General features: G+C 73.3%; 15 protein-coding genes and 2 pseudogenes. 7 read left to right on the top strand and 10 right to left on the bottom strand.

The window, feature by feature from the left end; all coding sequences use genetic code 11:
- The first annotated feature begins 157 nt into the window (after window positions 1–157).
- Complete coding sequence (locus B073_RS0107400; protein WP_018537442.1) at window positions 158–1,204, top strand: MBL fold metallo-hydrolase; 1,047 nt, start codon at window positions 158–160, stop codon at window positions 1,202–1,204.
- Window positions 1,205–1,382: 178 nt separating this feature from the next.
- Here B073_RS0107400 and B073_RS47600 read toward each other — a convergent pair.
- Window positions 1,383–1,571: pseudogene (locus B073_RS47600) on the bottom strand (MBL fold metallo-hydrolase); the annotation flags it as partial.
- Here B073_RS47600 and B073_RS0107395 point away from each other — a divergent pair.
- The 3 genes and pseudogenes from B073_RS0107395 to B073_RS0107385 all read left to right on the top strand — a co-directional run.
- Window positions 1,552–2,205: pseudogene (locus tag B073_RS0107395) on the top strand (hypothetical protein); the annotation flags it as partial. The pseudogenes B073_RS47600 and B073_RS0107395 overlap by 20 nt on opposite strands.
- An 84-nt stretch (window positions 2,206–2,289) precedes the next feature.
- Complete coding sequence (locus tag B073_RS0107390; protein ID WP_018537441.1) at window positions 2,290–3,684, top strand: amino acid permease; 1,395 nt, start codon at window positions 2,290–2,292, stop codon at window positions 3,682–3,684.
- Between the two features lie 211 nt (window positions 3,685–3,895).
- Window positions 3,896–4,297: a nuclear transport factor 2 family protein gene (locus B073_RS0107385; protein ID WP_051093948.1), complete on the top strand. Its 402-nt coding sequence runs from the start codon at window positions 3,896–3,898 to the stop codon at window positions 4,295–4,297.
- Window positions 4,298–4,304: 7 nt separating this feature from the next.
- On the opposite strand, the gene B073_RS0107380 is transcribed toward B073_RS0107385, so the two are convergent.
- On the bottom strand, window positions 4,305–5,117 hold the full coding sequence (locus tag B073_RS0107380) for a helix-turn-helix domain-containing protein (protein ID WP_063740845.1): 813 nt from the start codon (window positions 5,115–5,117) through the stop codon (window positions 4,305–4,307).
- Window positions 5,118–5,349: 232 nt separating this feature from the next.
- Between B073_RS0107380 and B073_RS0107375 the strand changes: the two genes are divergently transcribed.
- On the top strand, window positions 5,350–5,661 hold the full coding sequence (locus B073_RS0107375) for a 4a-hydroxytetrahydrobiopterin dehydratase (RefSeq protein ID WP_018537438.1): 312 nt from the start codon (window positions 5,350–5,352) through the stop codon (window positions 5,659–5,661).
- Window positions 5,662–5,707: 46 nt separating this feature from the next.
- On the opposite strand, the gene B073_RS0107370 is transcribed toward B073_RS0107375, so the two are convergent.
- Both B073_RS0107370 and B073_RS0107365 read right to left on the bottom strand, forming a co-directional pair.
- Window positions 5,708–6,628, bottom strand: a complete 921-nt coding sequence (locus tag B073_RS0107370) for a YihY/virulence factor BrkB family protein (protein ID WP_018537437.1) — start codon at window positions 6,626–6,628, stop codon at window positions 5,708–5,710.
- A 189-nt stretch (window positions 6,629–6,817) separates the two neighbouring features.
- Window positions 6,818–7,870, bottom strand: coding sequence for a DUF1266 domain-containing protein (locus B073_RS0107365; protein WP_018537436.1), 1,053 nt, complete (start codon window positions 7,868–7,870; stop codon window positions 6,818–6,820).
- 131 nt (window positions 7,871–8,001) lie between these two features.
- On the opposite strand from B073_RS0107365, the gene B073_RS0107360 reads away from it, so the two are divergent.
- Window positions 8,002–8,964, top strand: a complete 963-nt coding sequence (locus B073_RS0107360) for a class I SAM-dependent methyltransferase (RefSeq protein ID WP_018537435.1) — start codon at window positions 8,002–8,004, stop codon at window positions 8,962–8,964.
- Window positions 8,965–9,072: 108 nt separating this feature from the next.
- Here B073_RS0107360 and B073_RS0107355 read toward each other — a convergent pair whose 3' ends face one another.
- The 5 genes from B073_RS0107355 to B073_RS0107335 form a co-directional block, all read right to left on the bottom strand.
- Window positions 9,073–9,363: a hypothetical protein gene (locus B073_RS0107355; RefSeq protein ID WP_018537434.1), complete on the bottom strand. Its 291-nt coding sequence runs from the start codon at window positions 9,361–9,363 to the stop codon at window positions 9,073–9,075.
- 163 nt (window positions 9,364–9,526) lie between these two features.
- The gene (locus tag B073_RS0107350) at window positions 9,527–10,312 is read right to left on the bottom strand and encodes a VOC family protein (RefSeq protein WP_018537433.1); all 786 of its coding nucleotides are present in this window, start codon (window positions 10,310–10,312) and stop codon (window positions 9,527–9,529) included.
- Window positions 10,313–10,577: 265 nt separating this feature from the next.
- Complete coding sequence (locus tag B073_RS0107345; protein ID WP_018537432.1) at window positions 10,578–11,411, bottom strand: aldo/keto reductase; 834 nt, start codon at window positions 11,409–11,411, stop codon at window positions 10,578–10,580.
- 100 nt (window positions 11,412–11,511) lie between these two features.
- On the bottom strand, window positions 11,512–13,338 hold the full coding sequence (locus B073_RS0107340; RefSeq protein WP_199788114.1) for an AMP-dependent synthetase/ligase: 1,827 nt from the start codon (window positions 13,336–13,338) through the stop codon (window positions 11,512–11,514).
- Window positions 13,339–13,578: 240 nt separating this feature from the next.
- On the bottom strand, window positions 13,579–14,442 hold the full coding sequence (locus B073_RS0107335) for a LysR family transcriptional regulator (RefSeq protein ID WP_018537430.1): 864 nt from the start codon (window positions 14,440–14,442) through the stop codon (window positions 13,579–13,581).
- A 147-nt stretch (window positions 14,443–14,589) separates the two neighbouring features.
- Between B073_RS0107335 and B073_RS0107330 the strand changes: the two genes are divergently transcribed.
- Window positions 14,590–15,678 carry a bile acid:sodium symporter family protein gene (locus B073_RS0107330; protein ID WP_018537429.1) on the top strand — a complete coding sequence of 363 codons (1,089 nt, stop codon included), beginning with the start codon at window positions 14,590–14,592 and terminating at the stop codon, window positions 15,676–15,678.
- Here B073_RS0107330 and B073_RS0107325 read toward each other — a convergent pair.
- Window positions 15,619–17,553 carry a sialidase family protein gene (locus B073_RS0107325; protein WP_018537428.1) on the bottom strand — a complete coding sequence of 645 codons (1,935 nt, stop codon included), beginning with the start codon at window positions 17,551–17,553 and terminating at the stop codon, window positions 15,619–15,621. The two genes, B073_RS0107330 and B073_RS0107325, sit on opposite strands and share 60 nt — an antisense overlap.
- Window positions 17,554–17,616 lie beyond the last annotated feature (63 nt).

Here is a 17,616-nt window from a genome sequence, read left to right as displayed (position 1 = left end):
TGCCGAACCCTCCGGTGCCCAACGGGGTCCGCATGCCGACGACCGTCACGAAGGGCACCGTCAGGATGGGGGCCGTCCCGATGGGGACCGTAACGTCGTTGCGGAAGGGACCAACATTGGAGGCGGAGGCGGAGGCGGAGGCGGAGGCGGCGGGGGCGTGTCCGTGGGGGCAGCGGCTGGGCATGCTGCCACCGCCGCGCTTCCCGAGACCGCGCCGCCCCCGCTCGCCGAGCCGCGCCCCCTAGGGGAGCCCCGTACCTGGCCCCGGGACTTCACCGATCGGCTGACCGCGCCGCTGCCCGGTGTCCGTGCGCTGGCCCGGATCGCGCGGGAGGGCAAGCTCCGCCCGGCACCCCAGACGCTCGAACAGATCCAGCAACTCCCTTTCGAGCCCGGCCCGATGCCGGACGCCGGGCCCTCGACCATCGCGCTGACCTGGGTCGGGCACGCCAGTTGGGTCATCCGGATCGGCGGGCTGACCGTCCTGACCGACCCGGTGTGGTCCCGCAAGATCCTCGGGACACCGGCCCGGGTCACCCCCGTAGGGGTTCGCTGGGAGGATCTGCCGCCGATCGACGCCGTCGTCGTCAGCCACAACCACTACGACCACCTGGATGCGCCGACATTGAAGCGGCTTCCGCGCGATGTTCCGTTGCTGCTTCCCGCGGGGGTGGGCACCTGGGCGCGGCGGCGTGGGTTCACGCAGGTCACCGACCTGGACTGGTGGGAGGCGGTGGAACTGGCCGGGCCCGGTGGCCCGGTGCGGTTCGACTTCGTTCCGGCGCACCACTGGAGCAAGCGGACGCTCATCGACACCTGCCGCTCCCTCTGGGGCGGCTGGGTGCTCACCGCCCCCGACGGGCGGCGGATCCACTTCGCGGGGGACACCGGTTACGGCCACTGGTTCGAGGAGATCGGACGCCGTTACCGGGACATCGATCTGGTGCTGGTGCCCATCGGGGCGTACGACCCGCGCTGGATGCTGCGGCCGGTGCACACCGACCCGGAGGAGGCCGTACGGGCCTGTCAGGATCTGGGGGCGCGGGTTCTGGTGCCGATGCACTGGTCGACGTTCCTGCTTTCCGCGGAACCACCGTTGGAGCCGCTGCACCGCATTCGGGCGGCCTGGGCGGCGGCCGGCCGGCCGCGGTCGGACCTGTGGGATCTTCCGGTGGGGGCGTCCCGGGTGCTGGAGGAGAGCTGACGGCCTTGTGTGGCATACCGGTTGACCGGTTACCCGGCTTCCCGGTTGCCTGGCCGTTCCCACCGCTTTGGCTGCCTGGGCTGTGCGGTCGCGTCGTCCGCGCGCCTCGACGCATCTCCGACGTCCGGTGCACGCGCCGCTCGGCATCTCCCGACAGCGCGCCCCTCAGCGGCAGGTGCCCGGCCGCGGCCACCCAGCGCAGTCCCGGGACGGCGGCCGGGGCGCCGTACGGCACGACCAGCCGGGTACCGGGGGCGAGCCGGGCGAGCGAGGCCGGGTGCAGGTGGTCGGCGTGCAGATGGGAGATCAGGACCGCGTCGGCGCGGGCCGCCTCGGGGGGCGGCAGCGCGCCCCGGCCGTACCGCATCGTGCTCCTCTCCGACCACGGCCAGAGCCCCGGTCCGACCTTCCGGGACCGCTACGGCCTGACCCTGGGCGACCTGGTCCGCGCCGGGCGCACCGCCGGCGGCGCCGAGGCCCGGGAGGCGGCGCGGGCGGCGCTGGGCCGGCCCGAGGCGACGGCGGACGGCGACCGGCGCGGGGCGCACCACCGGACGGATCGTCGGCGCCGATCCGCTGGCGCCCTTCGGGCCCGGTGCGGCCGACGCGGTCCGCGGCACCGACCGGTTCCCGTACGTCGCCGACCTCATGATCAACTCGGTGTGCGATCCGGCGACCGGGGCGGTGCACGCCTTCGAGGAGCAGATCGGCTCTCGCACGGCGGGCTGGGCGGCGGCCCGCAGAGCCGGCTGTTCCTCCTGTGGCCCGCGGAGCCGAGCCCGCCGGTCCCGGACGGGGCCGTGCTGACCGGTGCCGAGCAGGTGCACCGGGTGCTGCGCCGCTGGCTGGGGGAGACGGACGGCCCGCAACCGCCGCGCGGCGCGGGTGCGCAGGAGCCGCGCCGGCCGCTCGGACCGGAGGCGGACGACCTGCGGCGCCAGGCCGGGCCGCCCGAAGGTTTTGCCGGTCGCCACCCCCCCTCACGGGACAAAACCCGGTGATTTTGCGGCTGCCCTCCCGTCGCCGACCATGGCTGCGCCCGGTAATCCCGGATGAACAGCGCACGACGAGAGGCCCACCACGCCATGCACGACCGGCATAACCGCCGTTTCGGTCTGGGGACCGCAACCGCCCTGGTGATGGGCAACATCATCGGTGGCGGCATCTTCCTGCTGCCGGCTTCGGTCGCCCCCTTCGGCACCGTCAGCCTGGTCGCCTTCGGTGTCCTCACCCTCGGGGCGATCTCCCTGGCCCTGGTCTTCGGACGGCTCGCCCAGCGCCATCCGGACACCGGCGGGCCCTACGTCTACGCGCGCGAGGCGTTCGGCGACTTCGCCGGGTTCCTCTCCGCCTGGTCGTACTGGACGATGACCTGGGTCAGCAACGCCGCGCTGGCGGTCGCCGCCGTCGGCTACGTCCATGTGCTCATCCCCGGCCACGCCTCCCGGGGCATGGACCTGGTGGTGGCGCTGGGCGCGCTGTGGCTGCCGGCACTGGCCAACTTCGCTGGCACTCGGTACGTCGGCGCGGTGCAGCTGGTCTCCACGGTCCTGAAGTTCGTGCCGCTGCTGTTCATCGCGATCGTGGGGATGTTCTTCTTCGACCCGCACAAGCTCGGGGCGTTCCACGAGGGCGGCGGCAGCACCCTCGGCGGGCTGTCGGCGGCGGCCGCGATCCTGCTCTACAGCTATGTGGGCGTGGAGTCGGCCGCGATGAGCGCCGGCGAGGTCCGCGACCCCGAGCGCAACGTCGGCCGGGCCACCGTCCTGGGCACCATCGGCGCCGCCGTGGTCTACCTGCTGGGCACCTTGTCGGTCTTCGGCACCGTCGCCCACGACAAGCTGGTCGCCTCCAAGGCGCCGTTCTCCGACGCCGTGGACGCGATGTTCGGCGGCCAGTGGGGCGGCACGGTCATCGCGGCCGCCGCGGTGATCTCCATCGTCGGCGCGCTCAACGGCTGGACGCTGATGAGCGCCCAGTCCCCGTACGCCGCCGCCAAGGACGGTCTCTTCCCGGCGGCGTTCCTCACCAAGCGGCGCGGGGTGCCGACGTTCGGTGTGCTGGCCGCCGCGGTGCTGGCCAGCGCCCTGACCGTGATCAACTACTTCATCGGCAGCGGCGGCGTCTTCGAGATCCTGGTGCTGATCACCACCTTCTCGGCGACCGTCCCCTACCTCCTCGCCGCCGGCGCGCAGATCTACTTCCTGCTCACCGGCCGCCGCGACAAGGTCCGCCCGGCCCGCTTCGCCCGCGACCTGACCCTCGCGCTGGTCGCCTTCGGCTTCACCTTCTGGCTGGTGGCCGGCGCCGGCTACGCGGCGATCTACCAGGGCGTGCTGTTCCTCTTCGCCGGAATCCTGGTGTACGCGGTGATGGCCGCCCGTCGCTCGGCGGGCCGCGGACGCCGACAGGACGCGGCCGAGGAGACGGGGGAGCAGGCACCCGGGGAGGCGCCGCAGCCCGCCCCCGTGGCGGGATGACCGCCCCGCCCACCCCGCCCACCCGTCCACCGGACCCGATGCCCCTGGCCGCACCCCGCGACCAGGGGCATTACCTTGCACGTAATCGCGCCCTGATCGTCCCTCCGGCAGAGTTCAGGCATCGGTTCACGGGCCGGCGCACTCCGGCCCGTGGCCCGGCCACAGGCACCACGCCATGGACACCGGACACGGATACCACCAGGAGTTCGCGATGACGCAGAACGTGCAGCAGGGCGCCCCGGAGCAGGCCATCGACCACGCGGCCGCCGCCGAGCGGTACCTCGCGGCGTGGAACGCCACCGAGGCGGGCGAGCGGGCCGAGGCGGTCGCCGCGGCGTTCACCGAGAACGCCACCTACACCGACCCGCTGGCCGAGGTCGCCGGGCACGACGGGCTCACGGCGGCGATCGCCGGGGCGCACCAGCAGTTCCCGGGCTTCGTCTTCCGGCCGCTGGGCGCGGTGGACGGTCACCACGACATCGCGCGGTTCGGCTGGGAACTGGTCGCGCCCGACGGCACGGCACCGGTCGCCGGGTTCGACGTGGTACGGCTGGCCGAGGACGGCCGGATCCGGTCGGTGAGCGGCTTCCTGGACCGGGTGCCGGCGATGTGAGCCGCGCTCACCCCGCCACGTTGCGCAGGTGCTCGGCCGTTTCGGGGTCGGCGGGCAGGAACGCCTCCAGCGCCAGTTCCGAAACGGTCACGTCCATCGGCGTGTTGAAGGTGGCGATGGTGGAGAGGAACGACAGCGTCCTGCCGCGGTGCTCGATGAGCAGCGGCAGGGCGAACGGCGGATGGTCGCCGCCGGCCGCGGTCTCCCGCCCGCCGTCCGGCAGCGGGTAGGAGCGCAGCTCGTCGTGGAGCGCCCGCAGCGGCGCGGACCGCATCAGCGCCAACTGCCGGTCCAGCTGGGCGAAGAGGTGCTCCCGCCACTCCAGGAAATTACGGATGCGGGGGGCCATGCCGCGCGGATGGAGGGTGATCCGCATGGCGTTCAACGGCGGTTCGAGCAGCGCCGGATCGACGCCTTCCAGCAGTACGCCGACGCCCTGGTTGGCCGCCTGCACGTGGTACATGCCGTCGACCACCAGGGCGGGATACGGGTCGTAGCCGGTCAGCAGCCGTTCCATCCCGGCCCGCAGCGCGGACATCGACGGGTCGTCCAGGGGCGTTTCCGGGAAGGCGGGGGCGTAACCGGCCGAGATCAGCAGGGCGTTGCGCTCCCGGACCGGAATGTCGAGGTGTTCGGCCAGCCGCAGCACCATCTCCTGGCTGGGGCGGGCGCGGCCGGTCTCGATGAAGCTGATGTGGCGGGCGGAGGAGTCGGCGCGCAGGGCCAGTTCCAGCTGGCTGATCCGGCGCCGGTCGCGCCATTCCCGCAACAGGGTGCCCACACCCGTCGTCTCCGGCGTGGACGCCGTGGCTGTCGTCATGGGGGGAAGGTAGTCGAACGACTGAAGTTGCCAGCGGTAACTTTCGGGTGTGGGCAGGCTCGAGCGGCCTGCCCGCCCCCGGAAGCCCCGCCCGCGTGCCCGTCCCCGTCCGCGTTCGTCCGCCCGTCCCCGTCCTCCCGTCGTGGACGGGCGCGAAACCGCCCCCGACGTGACAGGCTGGAACCGTCGCACCTCAACGGCGGCGCACGGCACCCGGCGGAAGGCGAGCACGATGAGCGCACAGGTGGCACCCCTCGACGACACGGAGATCCAGGACCGGCTCCGCGAACTCCCCGGCTGGACCGCCGACGGCGACCTCCTGCACCGCGGCTACCGCTTCGACCGGCACTTCCAGGCCGCCGCGATGGTCATGCACATCGCCCAGATCCAGGAGGAGTTGAGCCACCACGCCGAGCTGACCCTGGGCTACAACACGCTGGGCGTCTCGGTGAACACCCACAGCGTCGGTGGCCGGATCACCCACCTCGACTTCGGGCTGGCCCGTCGCATCGAGGAGATCGCCGCGGGGCACGGCGCCCGCTGACCGGCCGGCCGCCGTCGGGCGCGGTCCGTCCTCGGCGTCGCCGCCGTCAGCTCGGGCCGCGCTGCCGGACGACCCGCCCGGCCCGCGCCAGCTCCACGTTGAACTGCGCCCCCGACAGCAGCGACAGGTTGGAGAACCACAGCCAGATCAGGAACACCACCGGCCCGGCCAGCGACCCGTACAGCCGGTTGAAGGTGCCGACGTACGAGGCGTAGAACGCGAAGCCGGCCGACGACACCAGCCACAGCAGCACCGCCAGCACCCCGCCCGGAACGGCCCGCCGCACCCCGCGGGAACTCGGCGGCCCGGAGCGGAACAGCACCATCGCCAGCACGGTCGCCAACACCAGCAGCAGCGGCCACTGGAGCACGTTCCATAGTGCCCCGCCCGCCTCGCCGAACCCCAACGTCTGGCCCAGCGCCGTCGCCACCGGCCCGCTCACCAGCAGCGCCACCGCACTGCAGATCAGCAGCGCCATCAGCAGCAGCGCGGTCACCAGGATCCGCGGGGCCTTCCGCCACGGCGGCCGGTCGTCCTTCGTCCGGTGCATGGCGTGCAGCGCCCGCCGGAACACCGCCAGATAGCTGCACGACGACCACAGCGCACTGACCGCCGCGCCGCCCACCACCACCCAGGCCGCGGTGCGCTGATGCGCCATCACCACCAGCGCGTGCCGGACCGTCGCCCCCGACTCGGCCGGCGCGATCGAGCTGAGGTGATTGATCAGCTGCTCGGTGCCGGCCGGATCGGCGAGCCCGATCAGCGAGATGGTGACGATCGCCGACGGCAGCAGCGCCAGCACCGAGTAGTACGTCAGGCTCGCCGCGTAGTCCGTCAGATCGCCGTGCCAGACGGACAGCGGCGTCCGGCGCAGCGCCGTGCGGTACCGCCGCCAGGCCGGCCGGCGGGCCGGGCGCCCGGCGCCGGTCCGTGCCGGAGCCGTGGACGACGCGGTCTCAGCGCCCATGCCGGACCCCCGACGCCCCGGCCCGTCGCCACGCGACGTCCCGCATACCGCTCCCGCCCATGTCGTATCCGTCCTCTGTGCCGTGCCGGCCCCGCATCGTCCGGGGCCCGGCCTGCATCATCCCCCGGCGCGGCGGCGACCCGCGAGGCGCGGGTGCCCGGGCGCCCGGCGGCCGGTGCGCCGGCTCCGTCAGCCGAAGGGCAGCCCTCGCCACGGGGACGCCGGGTCCTGCGTCAGCACCCGGTGGAGGTGCGCCGTCTCGGCGTACGCGGGCCCGAACCAGCCGTTGTCGAACGCCAGCGCCCGCCCCAGCGCGTAGCCCGCGGCGAACTCCTCCCACGACCCGTAGACCTCCGCGGCCCGGGCCGCCACCCGCTGTACCGCCTGCTCGGCCTGCGGCGGCGCGCACAGCCGGGCGCCCAGGCCCCAGCGGACCAGGCCCACCGCGTGCGCCAGGTCCAGCGCGGCCAGCGAGCCCACCCGCCCGTCGGGCGGCAGCAGTCCGTCGGTCCGGAACCGCTCCTCGTAACGCTCCACCAGCTCCGGGACCGCGGCCGCCGCGTCCCCGCCGGGCTCTCCGTCCGGTTCCGTGCTCGGTTCCGCGGCACGGGCGCGCAGCGCCGCCTCCGTCTCCGCGGGCACGAACTGCCCGTCGAGCAGCTGGTCGAACCGCTGCTGCCAGCTCGCCGGATCACCCACCGACCACTGCGCGCGCAGCGTCTCCGCGTCCGTCGAGTAGTCCAGGAACGCCGTGCCCAACTCGTTCCACGGCACGCTGTGGTGCACCGCGAGCGGCGCGCCGCAGGCCAGCCCCTGCGCCACCGGACCGTGCAGCGGCCCCCCGAAGTGGGTGACCAGCAGCCCGCCCGGCCGCACCCCGACCTGCGCCCGGACCTGCAGCCAGCCGGCGCGGTGGGCGGGCGTGGCGAGCAGGTACGCGACGAACGGGGTGCCCGGATTGACCGCCAGTCGCCACTTGTCGTTGGGCCAGTCCTGGGCCAGCTCCTCGACCGAGACCCGGTCGAAAAACCGCTGCGGTTCCCACGGCGGCAGCATGCCGCGCGTCAGCACGGGAATGCACTTACCGCCCGCCGCCGGATCGTCGTAGACGGGCAGTGGTTCCTGCCCCTGCTGCGGCACCGCCAGATACAGGTCCTCACCGGCGATCGCCGCGACCTGTCCGTCCCCGTCCCCACGTGCCGTTGCCTCATACAGCCGCCGCTCGGTCTCCGTCGGCGGCATCCATCCCGGAGTACCCACAGGCCAAGACCCTACGGTGACCTCGTCCACGGCCGGAACCAGGGGCCGCGGAAGGACCGCAGGACCGGCCCGGCCGATTGCCGGAGCCCATCCCGTATCGGAGGCTCGATGCCATGAGCAGTGACGACCGACCCGCACCCGGGCACCTGCCGCACGGCGGCGCCGACCAGGACGGCGCCGCCGTCGACTGGGAGGTCCTCGGCCCGCTCCTAGAACGCGGCGCCGAGATCCAGACCCCGCTCCTCGAACAGGCCGCCGCCTGGCTCCGCGCACTGCTCGCCGCCGACGGCCCCGACGCAGGGCCCGCCGCGCCCGGCCCGCCGCTCCGGCCGGTGGCCGTCCGGCGCGTCCTGGACGTCGGCAGCGGCCCCGGCGTCGTCAGCTGCCTGCTGGCGCGGGCGTTCCCGGACGCCGAGGTGTGCGCGGTGGACGCCACCGAGGCGCTGCTGGACCGGGCGCGGGCCCGCGCCGCGCGGCTCGGCCTCGCCGACCGGATCCACACCCACTGCGCCGAGGTCCCGCACGGCCTGGACGCGCTCGGCGGCGCCGATCTCATCTGGTCGAGCAAGGCACTGCACCACGTCGGGGACCAGCGCGGCGCGGTGGCCGCCCTCGCCGCCCATCTGCGCCCCGGCGGACTGCTCGCGATCGCCGAGGGCGGCCTCGCCCCGCGCTTTCTGCCCCGCGACATCGGCATCGGCCGCCCGGGACTCCAGGCCCGGCTGGACGCGGCCGCCGAGGACTGGTTCACCGCGATGCGGGCCGCCCTGCCCGACGCCACCGACACCCTGGAGGACTGGCCCGCCTTCCTGGCCAACGCCGGCCTGCGCACCCCGCTGACCCGAAGCTTCCTGCTGGACCTGCCGGCCCCGCTCCACGACGACGCCCGCCGCTACCTCCAGGCCCATCTCACCCGGGCCGTGGAGCACTACGCCGACCAACTGGACGCCGACGACGTCAGCACCCTCACCCGCCTCATCGACCCCCACGACCCCGCCGGCATCACCCGCCGCCCGGACGTCTTCCTGCTCTCCGCACAGACCGTCCACACCGCCCGCGCACCGGAGCAGCCGTAGATGAGTGAGTCCGAAGTCCCGCCTGCCCCGCGGCGTCTGGCACGGCGCTCCCCCAGCTAACGCTGGGAGGTGCCCCCACGCGGCGTCGCCGAGCCGCCGGCCACGCGCTCACTCGCGCCGGGCGGACTCGACACAGACCACGGAACGACGCACCGACGGGATCGCGGTCGGCGTCGCCGTCGGCGGGATGAGCGGGGTGGGGGTGGTGGACACCGGCGGGCAGTGACCGGACGACCTTTCCGGATCGCCGCCGCCCGGTCGTGCGGTGGGCGTCCACGGCACCCACGCCCACCTGCCGGAACCGTCCGCCGGCTCATCGAGCACCAGCGTCCCCACGCCGCCGCCCACCACCAGCACCGCCCACCCGGCCACCATCCAGCGCCTGACCCGCCCCGACATCGCCGCCCCCCGGCCTTCCGCATGCGTGCCCGTCTGTCCGGATGTTATGCCGTACGCCACCTCGCGGCAGGGGAGTTGGCGCATCAGCGCCGGCCGACGCAGCGCCCTCGACGCCCACGAACGGCCCCGGCGTCATCCTCGGAGCGGCCCCCGCCGCCGTCCCTCACCCCATCGGCTTCGGGTGGATCATCGCGAAGACCGCGCCCTGGGGGTCGGTCACCACGGCCATCCGGCCGGCGATCATGTCGAACGGTTCCAGGACCGTGCCGCCGCCGGCCGCACTGACCTTGGCGACCGCCGCATCGGTGTCCGCCACCGCGAAGTACGTCAGCCAGTGCGACGGTGTGTCGGTCGGCAGGTGCTCCGGCATCGGCTGCATACCGCCCACGGGACGGCCGTCCACCTGGAGCGTGTAGTAGTGCTCCATGCCTTCCATCGTCGTCGGCTCGATGCCGAAGGCCGCCCGGTAGAAGGCGGCGGCCGCGGACCGGTCGGTGGTGTTCAGCTCGTTCCAGATCAGCGCGCCGGTCTCGTTCACGACTCCGGCGCCGGGGAAGTCGACCGGCTGCCAGACACCGAAGACCGCCCCGGTCGGGTCGGCGGCGATGAACATCCGGCCCAGGGACATCACGTCCATCACGGGCATCAGCACGGTGCCGCCGGCGGACTCCACCGCCCGCTGACTGGCCTCCGCGTCGGCGCTGGCCAGATAGGTGGTCCAGACGGTCGGCGGGGCGGGCTGGTCGCCCATGGCGACCGCGGCCATGATGCCGGCGACGGGCTTCCCGTTCAGCTGGCAGACCGCGTAACCGCCCGTCTCCGGGGGGCCGACCTCACCGGACCAGCCGAGGAGGCCGGCGTAGAAGTCGATGGCGGCCTTCTGGTCGGGGGCCGCGAGATCGACCCAGCAGGGCGTCCCGGGCGGGTAGGGAGTGGTGGCGTCGGTCATCGGTGCCTCCTCGGAGCGGAGTGGTAGCTGCCCAGCGGTCACCGTCCGTGCGGTCGGCGCCGCTGCGGCCGTCCCCTCTCCACATTTGCCGCCGCCCGCCGACCCCGCCACTCGGGACCGCGGACGGCCGCTCCGCCCGGCGGAACGCACCGCGCGGCCTCCTCGCCGGCAGACATCCCGATACCTGGCTTGGCGCCGCCCGCCCCGACGGGACGGACGGCGCCAGGCCCTCTGGAGGGAGTGCTCAGGCCCCTCGACCGAGCCCTCAGGCCATGTCGAACGTGGCCGGGTCCGGCCCCAGGCGCGTGCCCGTGTCCAGGGCCGCGATCGCGCTCAGGTCGTCGCCGTCCAGCTCGAAGCCGAAGACGTCGAAGTTCTCCCGGATCCGCGACGGAGTGGCGGACTTCGGAATGACGACATTGCCGAGCTGGAGGTGCCAGCGCAGGACGATCTGGGCCGGGGTCTTGCCGTGCTTCTCGGCGATCTTGGCGATCGTCGGGTCCGTCAGCAGGTCCTTGCCCTGGCCCAGCGGCGACCAGGCTTCGGTCGCGATGCCGTGCCGGGCGTGGAAGGCGCGGGACTCGGCCTGCTGGAGGTGCGGGTGCAGCTCGATCTGGTTGACCGCCGGGACGACGGAGGTCTCGCCGAGCAGCCGCTCCAGGTGGGCGGGGAGGAAGTTGGAGACGCCGATGGCCTTGGCGCGGCCCTCGGAGTAGATCTTCTCGAACGCCTTGTACGTGTCCACGTAGGTGTCGTGGGAGGGCAGCGGCCAGTGGATGAGGTACAGGTCGACGTACTCCAGGCCCAGCTTGGCGAGCGAGGCGTCGAACGCGCGGAGGGTGGAGTCGTAGCCCTGCTCGGAGTTCCAGAGCTTGGTGGTGACGAAGAGTTCCTCGCGGGCGATGCCGGAGGCGGCGAGGGCCTTGCCGGTGCCTTCTTCGTTGCCGTAGATCGCCGCGGTGTCGATGCTGCGGTAACCGGCTTCGAGAGCGTGGCCGACGGCGGTGAACGCCTCCTCATCGGGGATTTGCCAGACGCCGTAGCCGAGCTGGGGCATCGCGACGTTGTTGTTGAGCGTGATGGACGGAACCGTGCTCACGGGGGGTCGATCCTTACGTCGGCTTTCGTTGTACTGCGATGTCAACGATCATCCTTCTCCGGACATTCCCGCGCACCCCGGTGAATTCCACCCGGGTCCCTCACCCCCGGTACAACGCGTCCACCTCCGCCGCGTACGCCGTCTCGATCGCCTTGCGCTTGAGCTTCAGCGACGGCGTCAGCAAGCCGTGCTCCTCGGTGAACTGGTTGGCCAGTATCCGGAAGGTGCGGATCGACTCGGCCTGCGAGACCAGCGTGTTGGCGGCGACCACGGCACGCCGGACCTCGGTCTCCAGATCGGGGTCGCGCACCAGGTCGCGCGGTGGCATCTCCGGCTTGCCGCGCATCGTCAGCCAGTGCGCGACCGCCTCCGGGTCCAGCGTGACCAGCGCCGCGATGAACGGGCGGTCGTTGCCGACGACGATGCACTGGGCGACGAGCGGATGCGCCCGCACCCGTTCCTCCAGCGGCACCGGCGAGACCGACTTGCCGCCCGAGGTGACCAGGATTTCCTTCTTCCGGCCGGTGATCGTCAGATAGCCGTCCTCGTCCAGGGCGCCCAGGTCCCCGGTGGCGAACCAGCCGTCGTGCAGTACCGCGTCGGTCGACTTGGGGTTCTTGTGGTAGCCCTGGAAGATCTGGCCCCCGTGCAGCCAGACCTCGCCGTCCTCGGCGATGTGGACGGTGGTGCCGGGGACCGGTGTGCCGACGGTGCCGAAGCGGGTCCGCTCCGGCGGGTTGGCGGTGGCCGCCGCGGTGCTCTCCGTCAGGCCGTAGCCCTCGAAGATCCGGACGCCGGCGCCGGCGAAGAACAGCCCGAGCCGGCGTTCCATGGCCGAGCCGCCGGACATCGCGTGCCGCACCCGGCCGCCCAGCGCCTCGCGGACCTTGCTGTAGACCAGCTTGTCGAAGAGCTGGTGCTGCATCCGCAGCGAGGCGCCGGGGCCGGATCCGGTGCCGAACGCCTTGTGCTCCATCCCCTCCGCGTAGCGGACCGCGATGTCGACGGCCTTGTCGAACGGTCCCACCCTGCCCTCGGACTCCGCCCGCCGCCGGGCGGCGGCGAAGACCTTCTCGAATATGTAGGGCACCGCCAGGATGAACGTGGGGCGCAACGTCTGGAGGTCCGGGAGCAGGGCGCGGGCCGAGAGCTCGGGCTGGTGGCCGAGCTTGACCCGGCCGCGGATCGCCGCGACCTGCACCATCCGGCCGAAGACGTGCGCCAGCGGCAGGAAGAGCAGGGTCGCCGCCTCGTCGCCGGGCTTGGAGTGGAAGACCTTGTCGTACCGCAGCACGATGTTGTCGGCCTCGGCCATGAAGTTGGCGTGGCTGATCACACAGCCCTTGGGGCGGCCGGTGGTGCCGGAGGTGTAGATGACCGTCGCGACGGCCTCCGGGGTGACGGCCATCCGGTGCCGGTGCACCACCTCGTCGTCGAGGTGCGCGCCGGCCGCGGTCAGCTCGGCCACCGGGTCGGCGTCCAGCTGCCACAGCTTCCGCAGCTGGGGGAGCCGGCCGACGACCGAGCCGATGGTCATCGCGTGGTCCTCGTGCTCCACCAGGCAGGCCGAGACGTCGGCGTCGTGCAGCATCCAGAAGACCTGCTCCGCCGACGAGGTGGGGTACAGCGGCACGGACTGGGCGCCGATCGACCACAGCGCATAGTCGAAGAGGGTCCACTCGTAGCGGGTGCGGGACATGATGCCGACCCGGTCGCCGAACCGGACGCCCTGGGCGAGCAGGCCCTTGGCGAGCCCGATGACCTCGTTGCGGAACTGCTCGGCGGTGATGTCCCGCCACTGCCCGGCGGCGTCCTTACGCGCCAGCGCGGTCCGTCCGGGATCGGATTCCGCGTTGTCGTACACCGAGTCGGCCAGCCCGCCGACCCGGGGCGCGGTCGCCAAAGGAGGGACGGTGAACTCGCGCAATGACCCAGCTCCTCGTGGTGCTTCTCACAAGGCCGCGACCGTACCTCACGGGAACGGCCGGGGGGAGTGCGTTAGCACGCCGCGCGGAAGAGCCCGCCGTAACCGGCCAGGCCGGGAAATCGGGTTACTTGGGGTAACGCTGGACATTGTCCAGTCGGTACGTAGCCGGACGAACACCGGGCCGGGACCGGATCTGCACCAAATCTCTGCATCTGTCAGGGCGTCAGAGCGCCGGGCCGCCTACGGGAGGTGCAGCCGGTCGCCGCCCGCCAGGATCGCCTCGGCCAGCGCCTCCGCCGGACCGCGCGCCGCCCCCACCCGCTCGCCGGACAGCAGCACGAAGTCCACCCCGCCCAGCTCCGGCAGCCCGGCCCGGGACGGTATCCGCACCAGCCCCGGCGGGATCATCCCGCGCGTGTGCGCCATCACGCCCAGCCCCGCCCGGGTCGCCGCGATCAGGCCGTTCAGGCTCCCGCTGGTGCAGGCGATCCGCCACTCCCGGCCCTGCCCCTCCAGCGCCTCCAGGGCCCGCGCCCGGGTCACCGCCGGCGGCGGGAACACCACCAGCGGCACCGGCCGCCGCGGATCCAGCCGCAGCCGCTCACCGCCCACCCACACCAGCCGGTCCCGCCACACCAGCCGCCCCTGCGGGCCCTCCGGCCGCCGCTTGGCCAGTACGAGATCGAGCCGGCCGGCCGCCAGCAGCTCGTGCAGGGTGCCGGACAGTTCCACGGTCAGCTCCAGATCGACCTCCGGATGGTCCCGCCGGAACCCCTCCAGCACCTCCGGCATCCGGGTCAGCACGAAGTCCTCGGACGCCCCGAACCGCAGCCGCCCGCGCAGCCGGGTCCCGGCGAAGAAGCTCGTCGCCCGCTCGTTGGCCTCCAGGATGGTGCGCGCGAACCCCAGCATCGCCTCGCCGTCCTCGGTGAGGTCCACGGCATGGGTGTCCCGGACGAACAGCCGCCGCCCCGCGGCCTCCTCCAGCTTCCGCACATGCTGGCTCACCGTGGACTGGCGCAGCCCCAGCCGGTGCGCGGCCTGCGTGAAACTCAGCGTCTGCGCCACCGCGAGAAAGGTACGCAGCTGCACGGGCTCGAACACGGACACCTCCTGCTCACGGCACTGTCATCGTGATTCATGATGGCAGTCACCATGGTGAGAGGGGTTCCCGATCGCCGACCGAGGAGGCAGGGTGGACGGGGCACCGTCCATGCCGCCGTCCGCGAGCCGTCGAACCGAAGAGAGACCATGCGCCGCCCTGTGTTCCGCCTGCCCTCCTGGATCCCCGTGGACGGTTACCTCCTCGCCCTGCTCGGCACGGTCGGGCTGGCCGCCCTGCTGCCCGCCCGCGGCGCCGCCGCCGGCGTCGCGGACGGCGCCTCCACCGGAGCCGTCGCCCTGCTCTTCTTCCTCTACGGGGCCCGGCTCTCCACCCAGGAGGCGATGGACGGGCTGCGCCACTGGCGCCTCCATCTGACCACTCTGGCCTGCACGTTCCTGGTCTTCCCGGTGCTCGGGCTGGCCGCCCGCGCCCTGGTGCCCTATGTGCTGCCGCCCGCCCTGTACACCGGTCTGCTGTTCCTGTGCCTGGTGCCCTCGACGGTCCAGTCCTCCATCGCGTTCACCTCCATCGCCCGCGGCAACGTGGCGGCGGCGATCTGCGCCGGCTCGTTCTCCAGCATCGTGGGGATCGTCCTCACCCCGCTGCTGGCGAGCCTGGTGCTGGGGGGCGGCGGCGCTGGCTTCTCCGTGCACTCCCTGGTCTCGATCGTCGGCCAGCTGCTGCTCCCGTTCCTCGCCGGGCAACTCCTGCGGCGCTGGGTGGCCGGCTTCCTCACGCGGCACAAGAAGGTCCTCGGCTATGTCGACCGTGGCTCGATCCTGCTGGTGGTGTACGCCGCGTTCAGCGCCGGCATGGTGCAGGGCATCTGGCACCAGGTCTCCCCGCTGCGGCTGCTGTGCCTGCTGGGCGTGGAGGCGGTGCTGCTGGCGACGATGCTGACGCTCACGTCGTACGGCGCGCGGAAGCTCGGCTTCCGGCGCGCCGACCGGATCGCGATCACCTTCGCCGGTTCGAAGAAGAGTCTGGCGGCCGGGCTCCCGATGGCCAGCGTGCTCTTCGGCGCCCAGGCCGGGCTGGCGGTGCTGCCGCTGATGCTCTTCCACCAGATGCAGTTGATGGTGTGCGCGGTGCTCGCCAAGCGGTACGCGGCGCGGGCGGCCGCCGAGCAGGAGCCGGCGGCCGGGCCCGGCGGCGACGGACCCGGCCGGGAGCGGTCAGCGGCCGCCGTCCACCCGGTCCAGCGGGAGCCCGAGCACCAGCGGGCCGGCCACTGAGGCGTTGCGTGCGCGCACGCCGGAGAGTTCGGCGTCGGTGAGGACCCGGCGGTAGACGCGGACCTGGGCCAGGTCGCCGGTGAACTGCGCCCGGCCGTCCGGCCGCTGGCCCAGGTGGACGCCGAACACCGAGGTGCGGCTGACCGATCCGGGGACGCCGGCGGCGGAGGCGGTCGCGGTGCCGTCGACGGTCAGCAGCAGCCGCCCGTCGGCGCGCCGCAGCGCGAGATGGTGCCAGTCGCCGTCGTCGAAGGCGCCGCGGGTCGCGACCTGGGCGGTGGCGGGGAGTTGGGCGCCGTCGACGGCGGTGAGGTGCGCGGTGATCCGGCCGTGTGCCGGGTCGCCCTCGAGCGCGACCTGCGGGGAGGTGCCGCCCACCCCGCCCATCCACAGCAGTGGCTGCTCGCCGCGGGTGGCGCGGTAGCGGAACCACAGCGAGCAGGTGAAGTCCCGGCTGCCCAGCGGGAGCGAGTCGCGGTAGGGGAGGCGCACCGCGTCGTCGGTGCCGTCGAAGGACAGGGCGCGCCCGAACGGGCCGTCGGTGAGCCGGGCGCCACCGAGGACCAGGGCCGGCCGGGCGCCGTGGGCCCGGTCCGGGGTGGTCGGGTCCGGGCCGCGGCGCGGGCCGAGCCACCGCTCGGTGAAGCGGGCGAAGCGGATCTCCTCCCGGGCGTCCGCGGCCCCGCCCTCGTAGAGCAGGCCGGTAACGGTGGGGGAGACGGCGACCAGGTCGGAGTAGCCGGACCAGTCGGTGGTGACCCGCGCGCCGCGGTCCACGCCCTCCCAGGTGCGGCCCTCGTCGTACGAGGAGCGGATGGTCATGGTGCGGCGGCGGTCCGGATCGGCGGGCGCGGCGAGCAGGGTGCGGCTGCCGCCGCCGGTGGACGAGTGCGGCAGTCGCAGCGCGGACGCCTGCACCATCGGGGCGTAGAGGTCGGGGATGCTGTGGAACGGGGCGGTGAAGGAGTCGCCGCCGTCCCGGCTGACCGCGGCGGTGCGGTTGCCGAGGTCGGTGCCGTCCTGCTCGCGGCCGTTGACGTAGACCGAGCCGTCGGAGCGCTCCAGCAGGGTCATCTCGGACGGCTTCTGGCGGAAGGTGCCGTCCGCTGCGACCGGCCAGGAATCGACGGCGCCCACCTTCCAGGTGGTGCCGCCGTCGTCGCTGTGGACGAGGGCGGCGTGGTTGGCGGTGATGCGGTTGCCCGCGTAGCTCTCGGCGTTGACGCCGAAGACCAGCCGCCCCGCGTGCCGTCCGCGGGTGAGCTGGATGCCGTGCACCGGCCCGGTGGCGTACCAGGAGTTCCACCGCCGGGGGCGGAGGCTGCGGGTCAGGTCGCGGGGCGCGGACCAGGTGGTGCCGTCGTCGTCGCTGTACTGGAGGTGCGGGGTGCGGTCGCAGGGGACGTCGCAACTGAGGCCGTCGGCACGGCCCTTGTTGTAGGTCTCGGCGAGCAGGATCCGGCCGGTACGGCGGTCCACCAGGGGCGCCGGGTTGCCGTGGGTGTCCCCGTCGCCGTGGTTGACCACCTGGAGGGGACCCCAGGTCCGGCCGCCGTCGGTGGAGCGCCGGAGGACGAGGTCGATGTCCCCGGCGTCCCCGCAGTCGTGCACCCGGCCCTCGGCGAAGGCGAGCAGGGTGCCGCGGACAGTCCGCACGATGGCGGGTATACGGAAGCAGAAGTAGCCCTTCTCGTAGGCCGCCTTGAAAAGGACCTGCTGGTCGAAGTCGCCTGAGGGGACGTCGGTGGCGGCCCGCGCCGGGGCGGTCGCCAGCACGGCGAGCGCAATGGCGGTCAGTGCGACGGCGGCGGCCGGGAGACGGTGATGCCGGGGGCCGCGGCGGGGGCGGGGGTGCGCGCGGAGATCTGACGTCATGGTCCGGCCTGCCCTTCGAGGCATCGGGTCGGGTCATCAGGACATCCAACGTCCTCTGTGCAG

Source organism: Streptomyces sp. MspMP-M5 (assembly GCF_000373585.1).
In the GTDB taxonomy this organism is placed as follows: Bacteria; Actinomycetota; Actinomycetes; order Streptomycetales; family Streptomycetaceae; genus Streptomyces.
This window is presented reverse-complemented; position numbering and strand designations above follow the sequence as displayed.